The organism is Kitasatospora sp. HPM-01-4 (assembly GCF_051374625.1).
In the GTDB taxonomy this organism is placed as follows: domain Bacteria; phylum Actinomycetota; class Actinomycetes; order Streptomycetales; family Streptomycetaceae; genus Kitasatospora.
This window is the reverse complement of sequence record NZ_JBPQGP010000005.1, coordinates 2,911,205-2,925,190: the sequence shown is the minus strand read 5'-3', so window position 1 is coordinate 2,925,190 and position 13,986 is coordinate 2,911,205. Positions and strand designations below refer to the sequence as shown.

The 13,986-nt window shown below is 67.8% G+C and carries 8 protein-coding genes and 2 rRNA genes; 5 read left to right on the top strand and 5 right to left on the bottom strand.

What is annotated here, in order from left to right; translation table 11 throughout:
* Window positions 1–33 precede the first annotated feature (33 nt).
* Together ACSMTC_RS12435 and rrf are read left to right on the top strand one after the other, a co-directional pair.
* Window positions 34–3,144 (top strand): 23S ribosomal RNA (locus tag ACSMTC_RS12435).
* A gap of 81 nt (window positions 3,145–3,225) precedes the next feature.
* Window positions 3,226–3,342: ribosomal RNA gene (rrf, locus tag ACSMTC_RS12430) — 5S ribosomal RNA — on the top strand.
* Between the two features lie 100 nt (window positions 3,343–3,442).
* Here rrf and ACSMTC_RS12425 read toward each other — a convergent pair.
* Both ACSMTC_RS12425 and ACSMTC_RS12420 read right to left on the bottom strand, forming a co-directional pair.
* A complete protein-coding gene (locus ACSMTC_RS12425; protein ID WP_436559741.1) occupies window positions 3,443–3,907 on the bottom strand; it encodes a GNAT family N-acetyltransferase in 465 nt (154 codons plus the stop codon).
* 75 nt (window positions 3,908–3,982) lie between these two features.
* On the bottom strand, window positions 3,983–4,774 hold the full coding sequence (locus ACSMTC_RS12420) for a VOC family protein (protein WP_436559740.1): 792 nt from the start codon (window positions 4,772–4,774) through the stop codon (window positions 3,983–3,985).
* A 191-nt stretch (window positions 4,775–4,965) separates the two neighbouring features.
* On the opposite strand from ACSMTC_RS12420, the gene recD2 reads away from it, so the two are divergent.
* From recD2 to ACSMTC_RS12405, 3 genes are all read left to right on the top strand, one after another.
* Complete coding sequence (recD2, locus tag ACSMTC_RS12415) at window positions 4,966–7,242, top strand: SF1B family DNA helicase RecD2 (RefSeq protein ID WP_436564662.1); 2,277 nt, start codon at window positions 4,966–4,968, stop codon at window positions 7,240–7,242.
* Window positions 7,243–7,464: 222 nt separating this feature from the next.
* Entirely contained in the window at window positions 7,465–8,754 is a 1,290-nt protein-coding gene (locus tag ACSMTC_RS12410) for a citrate synthase (protein ID WP_436559739.1), read from the top strand.
* Window positions 8,755–9,300: 546 nt separating this feature from the next.
* Window positions 9,301–10,020: an SDR family NAD(P)-dependent oxidoreductase gene (locus tag ACSMTC_RS12405; protein WP_436559738.1), complete on the top strand. Its 720-nt coding sequence runs from the start codon at window positions 9,301–9,303 to the stop codon at window positions 10,018–10,020.
* A 118-nt stretch (window positions 10,021–10,138) separates the two neighbouring features.
* On the opposite strand, the gene ACSMTC_RS12400 is transcribed toward ACSMTC_RS12405, so the two are convergent.
* The 3 genes from ACSMTC_RS12400 to ACSMTC_RS12390 form a co-directional block, all read right to left on the bottom strand.
* Window positions 10,139–12,403, bottom strand: coding sequence for a heavy metal translocating P-type ATPase (locus ACSMTC_RS12400; RefSeq protein WP_436559737.1), 2,265 nt, complete (start codon window positions 12,401–12,403; stop codon window positions 10,139–10,141).
* Window positions 12,404–12,515: 112 nt separating this feature from the next.
* Entirely contained in the window at window positions 12,516–12,734 is a 219-nt protein-coding gene (locus ACSMTC_RS12395) for a heavy-metal-associated domain-containing protein (protein WP_436559736.1), read from the bottom strand.
* Window positions 12,735–12,954: 220 nt separating this feature from the next.
* Window positions 12,955–13,953, bottom strand: a complete 999-nt coding sequence (locus tag ACSMTC_RS12390) for a PrsW family glutamic-type intramembrane protease (RefSeq protein ID WP_436559735.1) — start codon at window positions 13,951–13,953, stop codon at window positions 12,955–12,957.
* Window positions 13,954–13,986: the final 33 nt, after the last annotated feature.

The window sequence follows — 13,986 nt, the reverse complement described above, 5'->3', positions numbered from 1 at the left end:
TTTGAGAACTGCACAGTGGACGCGAGCATCTGTGGCCAAGTTTTTAAGGGCGCACGGTGGATGCCTTGGCACCAGGAACCGATGAAGGACGTGGGAGGCCGCGATAGTCCCCGGGGAGTCGTCAACCAGGCTTTGATCCGGGGGTTTCCGAATGGGGAAACCCGGCAGTCGTCATGGGCTGTCACCCGCTGCTGAACACATAGGCAGTGTGGAGGGAACGCGGGGAAGTGAAACATCTCAGTACCCGCAGGAAGAGAAAACAACCGTGATTCCGGGAGTAGTGGCGAGCGAAACCGGATGAGGCTAAACCTTGAGCGTGTGAGACCCGGCAGGGGTTGCGCTTGAGGGGTCGTGGGTTTTTTCTTGATCGGTCTGCCGGCCGGTCGGCGAGTCAGAAACCGTATGGGTAGTCGAAGGACATGCGAAAGGTCCGGCGTAGAGGGTAAGACCCCCGTAGACGAAATCTGTACGGCTCGCTTGAAGAATACCCAAGTAGCACGGGGCCCGAGAAATCCCGTGTGAATCTGGCGGGACCACCCGCTAAGCCTAAATATTCCCTGGTGACCGATAGCGGATAGTACCGTGAGGGAATGGTGAAAAGTACCGCGGGAGCGGAGTGAAATAGTACCTGAAACCGTGTGCCTACAAGCCGTGGGAGCGTCGTCACTTCGGTGGCCGTGACTGCGTGCCTTTTGAAGAATGAGCCTGCGAGTTTGCGGTGTGTAGCGAGGTTAACCCGTGTGGGGTAGCCGTAGCGAAAGCGAGTCCGAATAGGGCGTTTGAGTTGCATGCCCAAGACCCGAAGCGGAGTGATCTAGCCATGGGCAGGTTGAAGCGTGGGTAAGACCACGTGGAGGACCGAACCCACCAGGGTTGAAAACCTGGGGGATGACCTGTGGTTAGGGGTGAAAGGCCAATCAAACTCCGTGATAGCTGGTTCTCCCCGAAATGCATTTAGGTGCAGCGTCGCGTGTTTCTTGCCGGAGGTAGAGCACTGGATAGGCGATGGGCCTTACCGGGTTACTGACCTTAGCCAAACTCCGAATGCCGGTAAGTGAGAGCGCGGCAGTGAGACTGTGGGGGATAAGCTCCATGGTCGAGAGGGAAACAGCCCAGAACACCGACTAAGGTCCCTAAGCGTGTGCTAAGTGGGAAAGGATGTGGAGTCGCAGAGACAACCAGGAGGTTGGCTTAGAAGCAGCCACCCTTGAAAGAGTGCGTAATAGCTCACTGGTCAAGTGATTCCGCGCCGACAATGTAGCGGGGCTCAAGCACATCACCGAAGTCGTGTCATTGCAGCATGAGGGCTAACGCCTGCTGTGATGGGTAGGGGAGCGTCGTGTGCCGGGTGAAGCGGCCGAGGAATCGAGTCGTGGACGGTATACGAGTGAGAATGCAGGCATGAGTAGCGATACAAGAGTGGGAAACTCTTGCGCCGATTGACCAAGGGTTCCTGGGTCAAGCTGATCTGCCCAGGGTAAGTCGGGACCTAAGGCGAGGCCGACAGGCGTAGTCGATGGACAACGGGTTGATATTCCCGTACCCGCTTTGAAGCGCCAACGCTGAACCCTCTGATGCTAAGCCCGTGAAGCCGTCCCGGAGTCTTCGGACAAAGGGGAGTGGTGGAGCCGGTGACCCGAGGTGGTAGTAGGTGAGCGATGGGGTGACGCAGGAAGGTAGTCCAGCCCGGGCGGTGGTTGTCCCGGGGTAAGGGTGTAGGACGTAGGGTAGGCAAATCCGCCCTGCAATAGTCTGAGACCTGATGCCGAGCCGATTGTGGTGAAGTGGATGATCCTATGCTGTCGAGAAAAGCCTCTAGCGAGTTTCATGGCGGCCCGTACCCCAAACCGACTCAGGTGGTCAGGTAGAGAATACCGAGGCGTTCGGGTGAACTATGGTTAAGGAACTCGGCAAAATGCCCCCGTAACTTCGGGAGAAGGGGGGCCATTCCTGGTGATGAGTCTTGCACTCTGAGCTGGGGGTGGCCGCAGAGACCAGCGAGAAGCGACTGTTTACTAAAAACACAGGTCCGTGCGAAGCCGTAAGGCGATGTATACGGACTGACGCCTGCCCGGTGCTGGAACGTTAAGGGGACCGGTTAGTCCGATTTCGGTCGGGCGAAGCTGAGAACTTAAGCGCCAGTAAACGGCGGTGGTAACTATAACCATCCTAAGGTAGCGAAATTCCTTGTCGGGTAAGTTCCGACCTGCACGAATGGCGTAACGACTTCTCGACTGTCTCAACCATAGGCCCGGTGAAATTGCATTACGAGTAAAGATGCTCGTTTCGCGCAGCAGGACGGAAAGACCCCGGGACCTTTACTATAGCTTGATATTGGTGTTCGGTTCGGCTTGTGTAGGATAGGTGGGAGACTTTGAAGCTGTGACGCCAGTCATGGTGGAGTCGCCGTTGAAATACCACTCTGGTCGTGCTGGATGTCTAACCTGGGTCCGTGATCCGGATCAGGGACAGTGTCTGGTGGGTAGTTTAACTGGGGCGGTTGCCTCCTAAAGGGTAACGGAGGCGCCCAAAGGTTCCCTCAGCCTGGTTGGCAATCAGGTGTTGAGTGTAAGTGCACAAGGGAGCTTGACTGTGAGACTGACGGGTCGAGCAGGTACGAAAGTAGGGACTAGTGATCCGGCGGTGGCTTGTGGAAGCGCCGTCGCTCAACGGATAAAAGGTACCCCGGGGATAACAGGCTGATCTTCCCCAAGAGTCCATATCGACGGGATGGTTTGGCACCTCGATGTCGGCTCGTCGCATCCTGGGGCTGGAGTAGGTCCCAAGGGTTGGGCTGTTCGCCCATTAAAGCGGTACGCGAGCTGGGTTTAGAACGTCGTGAGACAGTTCGGTCCCTATCCGCTGTGCGCGTAGGAGTGTTGAGAAGGGCTGTCCCTAGTACGAGAGGACCGGGACGGACGAACCTCTGGTGTGCCAGTTGTTCTGCCAAGGGCATGGCTGGTTGGCTACGTTCGGGAGGGATAACCGCTGAAAGCATCTAAGCGGGAAGCCTGCTTCGAGATGAGCACTCCCACCTCCTTGAGAGGGTAAGGCTCCCAGTAGACGACTGGGTTGATAGGCCGGATATGGAAGCCTCGTGAGGGGTGGAGTTGACCGGTACTAATAGGCCGAGGGCTTGTCCTCAGTTGCTCGCGTCCACTGTGTTGTTCTGAAACAACGACCCCGACCCTGTGTGGGTTGGTGCGGTTGATAGTTTCATAGTGTTTCGGTGGTCATAGCGTGAGGGAAACGCCCGGTTACATTCCGAACCCGGAAGCTAAGCCTTACAGCGCCGATGGTACTGCAGGGGGGACCCTGTGGGAGAGTAGGACGCCGCCGAACAATTATTCAGAGCCGTGGCTCCCAGTGATTTCACTGGGAGCCACGGCTTTTCTTTTTTCCAGTCCCGGCGGTCCGCTGAGACCCAGGGCACGGCCCTGGGTCAGAGCGCCAGCTTGAAGCCGACATGGGAGGCCACGAAGCCGAGACGCTCGTAGAAGCGGTGGGCGTCGGTGCGGGTGGCGTCCGAGGTGAGCTGGACCAGGTCGGCGCCGAGTTCGCGGGAGCGGTCGACGGCCCACCGGATCAGTTCGGTGCCGAGGCCGCCGCCGCGTTCGGTGGTGTGGATGCGGACGGATTCGATGACGGTGCGGGTGGCGCCACGGCGGGAGAGGCCGGGGATGACCGAGAGCTGGAGCGTGCCGATGACCCGGCCGTCGCGTTCGGCGACGATCAGGTGCTGGTTGGGGTCGGCGGAGACGCGGACGAAGGCGTCCTGGTAGAGCGCCGGGTCGTCGGGGGACTCCCGGGTGGCGCCGAGCGGGTCGTCGGTGAGCAGGGCGACGATCGCGGGGACGTCGGTCAGGGCGGCGGGTCGGATGGTCAGGCCGCTGGTGGTGGTCGTCATACCGGTGGACCCTAGCCCAGCCCGCTCAGCACCCCTTGGGCGGCTTCGGAAGGACACATCCCGGCTGACCGTGCGTCAGTCGCCGGGTCCCGCACTGGTGATGACGGCGAAGGGGGCGCCGTGCGGGTCGGTCAGCTGGGCGAAGCGGCCGACGCCGTGGGCGTCCTTGGCCGGTGCCCGGACGGCTCCGCCGAGCCGCCGGGCCTCGGCGATCGTGGCGTCGGCGTCCGGGACCTCGAAGTACGGGAGCCAGTGCGAGCCGAGGCCGGCGGCGGCCTGCGCGGCGGTCAGCTGCATGATGCCGCCCTGGCCGCTGCTGGTGCCGCCGCCGGCCGGGGTGAGCACGGTGTAGGTGGCGTCGCCGAACGGGACGTCCTGTTCCTGCCAGCCGAAGACGGAGCGGTAGAAGCCCTTGGCGGCCGCCGGGTCGGCGCTCAGCAACTCGGTCCAGCAGAGGCTGTGGGGGATGGTGACCGCGCCGAGGCCGCTGGTGTCGCCGGCCTGCCAGACGGCGAACTGTGCGCCGGTCGGGTCGGTGAGGCCGGACATCCGGCCGTGGCTGAAGACGTCGACGGGGCCGAAGCGCACGGTGCCGCCCGCCTGCCGGGCCCGGGCGGTGGTGGCGTCGGCGTCCTCGGTGGCGAAGTAGACCGTCCAGGCGGGGGCGGCGGCTTCCTCGGTGAGCGGGCCGAGTCCGCCCACGGTCATGCCGTCCAGTCGGAAGAAGCCGTAGCCCCCGGCCTCGGGGCCGGCGGAGTCGAGGGTCCAGCCGAAGAGGGCGGAGTAGAACTCTCCGGCGGTGCCGGGGGCGGGGCTTCCGAGGTCGAGCCAGACCGGGGAACCGGGGACGGAGTCGGTGGTGAGCATGGTGATCCTTCGACGGGTGTGGCGGTGGTGCCCCCTCTGGCATCCTCGGCCCTGCCCGGGTCGCCCACAACCGGTGGTGCCGGGCCGTGGGCGGGGTGCGGCCGGGCGGGGTTCCCGGGCTGTCGGCGGCGGGCGGTACGGTGCGTAGCGGAAGGTCACCGGTATCCGAGCGAAGAGGGGGCCCGGTGGGGATGCAGCAGCGGTCGGCCCGGCAGGCGGACGAGTCCGGCGCCGCACGGGGCGGGTCCCAGGCCGCCGGTCAGCAGCAGCGCCAGCTGGCCCAGGTGGAGGGCGTGCTGGAGCGGATCACGTACGCCAACGAGGAGACCGGTTACACGGTGGCCCGGGTGGACACGGGCCGCGGGGCGCACGATCTGCTGACGGTGGTCGGGGCGCTGCTGGGGGCGCAGCCGGGGGAGTCGCTGCGCTTGTTCGGCCGCTGGGGGTCGCACCCGCAGTACGGCAAGCAGTTCATGGTGGAGAACTACACGACCGTGCTGCCCGCGACGGTGCAGGGCATCCAGCGCTATCTGGGGTCCGGGCTGATCAAGGGGATCGGTCCGCGGTTCGCCGAGCGGATCGTGGAGCGGTTCGGGGTGGACACCCTGGAGGTGATCGAGCAGGAGCCGGGGCGGCTGATCGAGGTGCCGGGGCTCGGTCCGAAGCGGACGAAGATGATCGCCGCGGCCTGGGAGGAGCAGAAGGCCATCAAGGAGGTGATGGTCTTTCTGCAGGGGGTCGGGGTCTCGACGTCCCTCGCCGTACGGATCTACAAGAAGTACGGCGACAGCTCGATCGGGGTGGTGAAGAACGAGCCGTACCGGCTGGCGGCGGATGTCTGGGGCATCGGGTTCCTGACGGCCGACAAGATCGCGCAGGCGGTGGGGATCCCGCACGACAGTCCGGAGCGGGTGAAGGCGGGGCTGCAGTACGCGCTGTCGCAGAGCAGTGATCAGGGGCACTGCTATCTGCCGGAGGAGAGGCTGATCGCGGACGGGGTGAAGCTCCTTCAGGTGGATGTCGGTCTGGTGATCGACTGTCTGGCGGAGCTGGTGGCCGAGGAGGGTGTGGTCCGGGAGCCGGTGCCGGGTGAGGCGGGGGAGCCGGTCACGGCGGTGTATCTGGTGCCGTTCCACCGGGCGGAGATCTCGCTGTCCAACCAGCTGATCAGGCTGCTGCGGGCGGGGACCGACCGGATGCCCGGCTTCGCGGAGGTGGACTGGACGGCCGCGCTGGGTTGGCTCGCGCAGCGTACCGGGGCCGAACTCGCGCCCGAGCAGCGGGACTCGGTGAAGCTGGCGCTGACCGAGAAGGTGGCGGTGCTGACGGGTGGTCCGGGCTGCGGCAAGTCGTTCACGGTGAAGTCGATCGTCACGCTGGCGCTGGCCAAGCGGGCGAAGGTGGTGCTGGCGGCGCCGACGGGGCGGGCGGCGAAGCGGCTGTCGGAGCTGACGGGGGTGGAGGCGTCGACGGTCCACCGGCTGCTGGAACTGCGTCCCGGCGGTGACGCCGCGTACGACCGGGACCGCCCGCTGGACGCGGACCTGGTGGTGGTCGACGAGGCGTCGATGCTGGATCTGATCCTGGCGAACAAGCTGGTGAAGGCGGTCGCGCCGGGGGCGCATCTGCTGTTCGTTGGGGATGTGGACCAGCTGCCCTCGGTGGGGGCGGGCGAGGTGCTGCGGGACATGCTGGCCGAGGGCAGCCCGATCCCGTCGGTCCGGCTGACCAGGATCTTCCGGCAGGCGCAGCAGTCCGGCGTGGTGACCAACGCGCACCGGATCAACGAGGGGCTGCCGCCGATCACCGACGGGCTGAAGGACTTCTTCCTCTTCGTGGAGGAGGACGCGGAGCGGGCGGCCGGGCTGACGGTGGACGTGGTGGCCCGGCGGATCCCGCAGAAGTTCGGCTTCGACGCCCGCAGGGACGTCCAGGTGCTGGCACCGATGCACCGGGGTCCCGCGGGTGCGGGGAATCTCAACACGCTGCTGCAGGCGGCGGTCACACCGGCGCGCGAGGGCTTGGCGGAGCGCCGGTTCGGCGGTCGTACCTTCCGGGTGGGGGACAAGGTCACCCAGATCCGGAACAACTACGAGAAGGGGCGGAACGGCGTCTTCAACGGCACGGTCGGGGTGGTGACCTCGCTCAGCGTCGAGGAGCAGCGACTGGTGGTGCTCACCGACGAGGACGAGGAGGTGCCGTACGACTTTGACGAACTTGACGAACTCTCGCATGCATATGCGGTGACCATTCACCGTTCGCAGGGCAGTGAGTATCCGGCGGTGGTGATTCCCGTCACCACCTCGGCCTGGACGATGCTGCAGCGCAATCTGCTCTATACGGCCGTGACAAGGGCGAAGAAACTGGTGGTGCTGGTGGGGTCACGGAGAGCAATCGGGCAGGCTGTTCGCGCGGTCAGTGCAGGTCGGAGGCACTCTGCGCTTGATCATCGACTGGCGACTGGATGATCGTCCAAGGGGGTCGGCGGCTCTGGGGTTGTCTTGACGTAAAGAGATTTAAGGCAGAGCCTAGTCTGACGCCGATCTTGTCCGGTACATACCGGCAGCGGCGACAGGTTTTGTAGGACCGGGCCCTTTTCGGCCCACCCCGGGTGAGCAGCTGTCCCTCGGATGGGGGATCGTAGAGTCAGTCAGGACACCCAGGGATTTAATTTCGTCGGTGAGGAAGACGTGAGCGACACATCGGTAGTACTGCGGTACCAGGGCGGCGAGTACGAGTACCCCGTCGTCGAGAGCACTGCGGGCAACGCCGGCTTCGACATCTCGAAGCTGCTCCCGCAGACCGGTCTGGTCACCCTGGACAACGGCTTCGGCAACACCGCCGCCTACAAGTCCGCGATCACCTTCGTGGACGGTGACAACGGCATCCTGCGCTACCGCGGCTACCCGATCGAGCAGCTGGCCGAGCAGGGCAGCTTCATCGAGACCGCGTACCTCCTGATCAACGGCGAGCTGCCGAACGCCGCACAGCTGCAGGAGTTCAACGCCGAGATCACGCAGCACACCCTGCTGCACGAGGACGTCAAGCGCTTCTTCGGCGGCTTCCCGCGCGACGCTCACCCGATGGCGATGCTGTCCTCGGTCGTCGGCGCGCTGTCCACCTTCTACCAGGACAGCCACAACCCGTTCGACGCCGGCCAGCGCCACCTGTCGACGGTCCGCCTGCTGGCGAAGCTGCCGACCATCGCGGCCTACGCCTACAAGAAGTCGGTCGGCCAGCCGTTCGTCTACCCGCGCAACGACCTGAGCTACGTCGAGAACTTCCTCCGGATGACCTTCGCGGTCCCCGCCGAGGACTACGAGATCAACCCGGTCATCGTCAACGCGCTGGACAAGCTGCTGATCCTGCACGCTGACCACGAGCAGAACTGCTCGACCTCCACGGTCCGCCTGGTGGGCTCCAGCCACGCCAACCAGTTCGCCTCGATCTCGGCCGGCATCTCGGCGCTCTGGGGCCCGCTGCACGGTGGCGCCAACCAGGCCGTGCTGGAGATGCTGGAGCAGATCCAGCAGGACGGCGGCGACGTCGACGCCTTCATCCGCAAGGTGAAGAACCGCGAGGACGGCGTGAAGCTCATGGGCTTCGGTCACCGCGTGTACAAGGCCTTCGACCCGCGTGCCCGCCTGGTCAAGGGCCTGGCCCACGAGGTCCTCGGCCAGCTGGACAAGTCCGACCAGCTGCTGGAGATCGCGCTCAAGCTGGAGGAGCACGCGCTCAACGACGACTTCTTCATCTCGCGCAAGCTCTACCCGAACGTGGACTTCTACACCGGCCTGATCTACCGCGCCATGGGCTTCCCGACCAGCATGTTCACCGTGCTGTTCGCGCTCGGCCGGCTGCCGGGCTGGATCGCCCACTGGCACGAGATGATCAACGACCCGAGCAGCCGCATCGGCCGCCCGCGTCAGATCTACACCGGCGTGGAGACCCGCGACTACGTCGCGCTCGACGCTCGCTGACGTCGGCTCGAAGCCGACGCCGGTCCGGAGCTGACGTCGGTCCGGAGTTGACAGAGGTCTGAAACCGAAGGGCCCGGCTGCCATGGCAGCCGGGCCCTTCGACGCAACGGCGCACGACGCCCGAGGGCGGCCGGGCCAGGAACGGCCGCTCAAAGCGTTCCTGGCCGGCCGCGCCCCGGCGTCGTGCGCGAGGACCACCGAACGAACCGGTCGGCAGTCGTCCCGGGGCCCGCCGGAGCCCCGTCGGCGACAGTGGTGGCCCCGCGGCGACGTCATGCCGTTCTCGGCGCCGCTGCCCACCAAAGCTGCCGCACTACAAAAGGTAAGACGTATCTGGGGGCGCAAAGTTACGCCCGACGGGTGTGAGTTGGCTCTCTCCACGCTCTGTATGCGTCTGTACCCTCGCCCATACCACACGATCCACAGCGAGTGACATCACCCTGCCCGCAGACGTGGCAACCCAGCGTGATAGGAATCGTGCCAATCCGGTACGGACCGACCGCGCTCGCCGAAGTCGCGGCGGCGGAACTGGGAGGGAGTGCGCAGATGGCCAGAAACGTCGTCGTCACGGGTGGCGGCACGGGTATCGGGTACGACGTGGCCCGGCGCTTCGCCGAGGCGGGCGAGCAGGTCGTGATCGTCGGGCGCCGACGCGCGGTGCTGGAACGGGCCGCCGCCGACCTGGGCAGCAACGTCACGCCGCTGGTCTGCGACCTGGCCGACCCGGACGCCGTCGAGGACGCGCTGGCCGAGCTGCCCGAGCGGATCGACGTACTGGTCAACAACGCCGGCAGCCGGGAGACCGTGATCGGAGCCGGGCCGCACGCGGTGCTGGCCCGCTGGCGCGGGGACTTCGAGCGCAATGTGCTCACCGTGGTGATGCTCACCGAGTCGATCCGGGACCGGCTCATCCAGGGCACCGGCCGGGTGGTCACGGTCAGTTCGATCGCGGCCCTGCGCGGGGCCGGCTCCTACGGGGCGGCCAAGGCCTCGCTGCACGCCTGGAACCACTTCCTGGCCGCCCAGCTCGGCCCCTCCGGCATCACCGCCAACATCGTGGCGCCCGGGACGGTCGCGGGCACCGAGTTCTTCGGGCCCCGGCTGGACGACGCCGAGGTGTCCCGGCGGGCCGCCCGTACCCTGCTCGGCCGGATCGGCGAGACCGGTGAGGTAGCGGCGGCGGTCTACTTCCTGGCCTCGCCGGAGGCCGGGTTCATCACTGGCGAGATCCTGCACTGCAACGGCGGGGAGCTGCTCGGGCGCTGAGCGCTCCGCGGCACGGCGCCCGGGTGGCCTGCGGCATCCGGGGCGCGGGAACCGTGCGGGTGCCGGAGGCCGTGGCCCGTTGGGGGCCGGTGGCCTCCGGCGCCTGAGGAGAAGCGGCTCACGACGGGTTGAAGCGCTTCAGCCGGAGGCTGTTGGTCACCACGAAGACCGAGGAGAAGGCCATGGTGGCGCCGGCGACCATCGGGTTGAGCAGGCTGGCCGCCGCCAGCGGGACCGCCGCGACGTTGTAGGCGAAGGCCCAGAAGAGGTTGCCCTTGATGGTGGCCAGGGTGCGGCGGGCGAGCCGGATGGCGTCGGCGGCCGAGCGCAGGTCGCCGCGGACCAGGGTCAGGTCGCCCGCCTCGATCGCCGCGTCGGTCCCGGTCCCCATGGCCAGGCCCAGATCGGCCTGGGCGAGCGCGGCGGCGTCGTTCACACCGTCCCCGACCATCGCCACCGAGCGGCCCTCGGCCTGCAGCCGCCGTACGGTGGCCACCTTGTCCTCGGGCAGCACCTCGGCGATCACGTCCTCGGCGGGGATGCCGACCTCGGCCGCCACAGCCTCGGCGGCCTTCCGGTTGTCGCCGGTCAGCAGGACCGGACGCAGACCCAGTGCCCGCAGCTCGCGGACCGCCTCGGCGCTGGTGGGCCTGAGCGTGTCGGACACCTCCAGCACGGCGCGGGCGGCGCCGTCCCAGCCGACCGCGACGGCGGTCCGGCCGGCGGCCTCGGCGGCCGACCTGGCGTCCGCCAGCGCGGGCGGCAGGTGCTGGGCCCAGTCGGCCGGCAGCACCTCGCGTCCCGCCACCACCGTGCGGCCCTCGACCACGCCCCGAACGCCGCGTCCCGGCAGGTTCTCGAAGCCCGCGACGGCGGGCAGCTCGCCGAGCCGCTCGGCCGCGGCCGCGGCGATGGCCTGGGCGATCGGGTGCTCGGAGGCGTGCTCCAGCGCACCGGCCAGGCGCAGCGCCTCGGCCTCGGACACGCCGTCGGCGGTGTGCACGGCGGTGAGCGCCATGCGGCCGGTGGTCACGGTGCCGGTCTTGTCCAGCACGATGGTGTCCACCGCGCGGGTGGTCTCCAGGACCTCGGGGCCCTTGATCAGGATGCCCAGCTGGGCACCGCGGCCGGTGCCGACCATCAGCGCGGTCGGAGTGGCCAGGCCCAGGGCGCACGGGCAGGCGATGATCAGCACGGCGACGGCGGCGGTGAAGGCCTCGGTGGCGCTGCCGCCGAGCAGTAGCCAGGTGGCCAGGGTGCCGAGCGCGATCAGGATGACCGCTGGGACGAACACGGCGGAGATCCGGTCGGCCAGGCGCTGGGCGGCGGCCTTGCCGTTCTGGGCCTCCTCGACCAGTCTGGCCATCCGGGCGAGCCGGGTGTCGGCGCCGACCCGGGTGGCCTCGACCACCAGGCGGCCGCCGGCGTTGACGGTGGCGCCGGTGACCGGGTCGCCGACCGTGACCTCGACCGGGACTGACTCACCGGTGAGCATCGAGGCGTCCACGGCGGAGGCGCCCTCGACCACCACGCCGTCGGTGGCGATCTTCTCGCCGGGCCGCACCACGAAGCGCATCCCGACGGCGAGTTGGGCGAGGGGCAGCCGTACCTCGCGGCCGGACCTCAGCACCGCGACGTCCTTGGCGCCGAGGTCCAGCAGGGCGTACAGGGCCGCGCCCGCGCGGCGCCTGGAGCGGTGCTCCAGCCAGCGGCCGAGCAGGATCAGGGTGGTGACGCCGGCCGCGGCCTCCAGGTAGAGCGAGGAGGAGGCGTCGCCGCCGCCGACCGAGAGCGAGAACTCGTGGCGCATCCCCGGCATTCCGGCGTTGCCGTAGAACAGGGCCCACACCGACCAGCCGAAGGCGGCCAGGGTGCCGAGCGAGACCAGGGTGTCCATGGTGGCCGCGCCGTGCCTGAGGTTGGTCCAGGCGGCGCGGTGGAAGGGCAGGCCGCCGTGGACGACGACCGGGCCGGTGAGGGCGAAGGCCAGCCACTGCCAGTTGTCGAACTGGAGGGCGGGGATCATGGAGAGCATCACCACGGGCACCGAGAGCGCGAGGCTGACCAGCAGCCGGTCCCAGAGCGGGTCGGGTTCGGCGGCCGGTTCGGCGGGGGACTCCGCCGCGGCGGCGGGCGGGGCGGGCAGCTCGGCGGTGTAGCCGGTCTGCTCGATCCTGGCGATCAGGTCGGCCACGCTCACCTCGGGCGCGAAGTCCACCCGCGCCTTCTCGGTGGCGAAGTTGACCGTCGCCTCGACGCCGTCCATCCGGTTGAGCTTCTTCTCGATCCGGGCCGCACAGGAGGCGCAGGTCATCCCGCCGATGGAGAGTTCGACCCGCTCGCGGACGGCCCCGGACGCTATGCCCGGCGTGGTGGTGCTCATGCTGGTTGCTCCTTGCTGACCTCGGTGCGGGCGTACGGGGCGCGCACGCCTCGGCGCGCCCCGTACGGCGGGCTTAGACCGACCGGCAATAGGGCCCTACTGCCGATCGGTCTTAGGCGGCCGGGCCGACCAGTTCGTAGCCGGCCTCGTCGACGGCGGCGCGCACGGCGCTCTCGTCCAGGGGCGCGTCGGAGGAGATGGTCACCGTGCCGGCCTTGGCGTCGGCGGTGACGTCGGTCACGCCGGGGAGGGCGGAGACCTCCTCGCTGATCGACTTCTCGCAGTGGCCGCAGCTCATGCCGGTGACGGTGTACGTGATGGTGCTGGACATCCAGGGCCTCCGAGTCGGTACCGTCCGGGCGGGGGTGCCCGGACACTTGGTGGGTTCGCGCTTCCGTCCGCTCGCAACACAATACCCCTAGGGGGTATTCCGCGGGCAAGGGACTGTGGTGCACGTCGCAGCCCGCGCGGGCGGCTTCTGCAGTCGTCGGAGCGGCGCGGCGGATGGTTCCGCAGACGGGGCGCAACCACCCGCCCGGGTGAGTGCGCGGTCAGGTCACCCGGGCCTGCCGGACCAGGGTGAGCAGCCAGCACAGGCCCCCGAGCGAGACCAGGACCAGGCCGCCGACGTCGTACAGGGTGTAGAGGTGCACCTGCTCCTCGGTGGGCGAGGGCAGGTAGCCGAGGCTGAAGAGGGCTCGCTGGTGGGCGCTGGCGGTGGTGAGGGCGACCAGCCACACGGCGATGCCGCTCATGCTGTCCCAGAGCGCGTGCAGCAGCGAGACGCCCAGATAGGTGCGCAGTACCGGGCCGTTGAGGCGGAAGTGGGTGCCCTGCCGCTCGCGGAAGAGCACGCCGCCGAGGATGGCCGTCCACAGGATGTGGCCGACCGGGGCCAGGATGCCGCGCAGGATCTCGGTCTCGACCAGGTCGTGCAGTGAGAGCCCCCGCACGGTGAGCACGGCGTTGAAGGCGTAGCCGGCGCTCTCGAAGGCGGCGAATCCGGCGCCGACGGCCGCGCCCAGGACGAGTCCGTGCCGCAGCCCGGTGACCGGGATCCGCCGGGCGACCATGATGAGCGCGGCCAGCTTCACCCCCTCCTCGATCAGCCCGACGAGCACGTACATCCACACCGAGGGCGAGACGAAGTAGCTCTCCAGGGCCGAGGCGCCGAGTACGCCGATGATGCCGCCGATGCCGAAGCAGACGAAGATCCGCTCGATGCCGACATCGGCCGCGAAACGCTCGTACGCCCAGACCACGAAGGTGGTCGGAACGAGGAAGCTGCCGAGCAGCACGATGGTCGGGACCAGGTTGCTGTTGGCGGTGAGGAAGGTGACCACGACGGTGGCGACCCAGAGTGCCAGGCCGGTCAGGAAGACCTTCAGCCAGTGCTGGGTCGGCGCGACGGACGGCGGGACGGGCGGCCAGCCTTGCGGCGGTCCCGGTGGCCTGCCCGGCGGGGGCCCGCCCGGCTGGGCGGGGTGGCCCCAGCGCGGGGGCGACGGTGGCGGGGTCGACGGTGGCGGGGTGCTGCCGGGCCCGGACATCTGCGGCCGCCTTCCCTCGGTCCGACGGTGGGC

Coding starts and splice junctions, on each gene's coding strand:
- ACSMTC_RS12425 (WP_436559741.1), bottom strand. CDS start 3,907: ATGACGACCACCACCAGCGGCCTGACCATCCGACCCGCCGCCCTGACC.
- ACSMTC_RS12420 (WP_436559740.1), bottom strand. CDS start 4,774: ATGCTCACCACCGACTCCGTCCCCGGTTCCCCGGTCTGGCTCGACCTC.
- recD2 (WP_436564662.1), top strand. CDS start 4,966: ATGCAGCAGCGGTCGGCCCGGCAGGCGGACGAGTCCGGCGCCGCACGG.
- ACSMTC_RS12405 (WP_436559738.1), top strand. CDS start 9,301: ATGGCCAGAAACGTCGTCGTCACGGGTGGCGGCACGGGTATCGGGTAC.
- ACSMTC_RS12400 (WP_436559737.1), bottom strand. CDS start 12,403: ATGAGCACCACCACGCCGGGCATAGCGTCCGGGGCCGTCCGCGAGCGG.
- ACSMTC_RS12395 (WP_436559736.1), bottom strand. CDS start 12,734: ATGTCCAGCACCATCACGTACACCGTCACCGGCATGAGCTGCGGCCAC.
- ACSMTC_RS12390 (WP_436559735.1), bottom strand. CDS start 13,953: ATGTCCGGGCCCGGCAGCACCCCGCCACCGTCGACCCCGCCACCGTCG.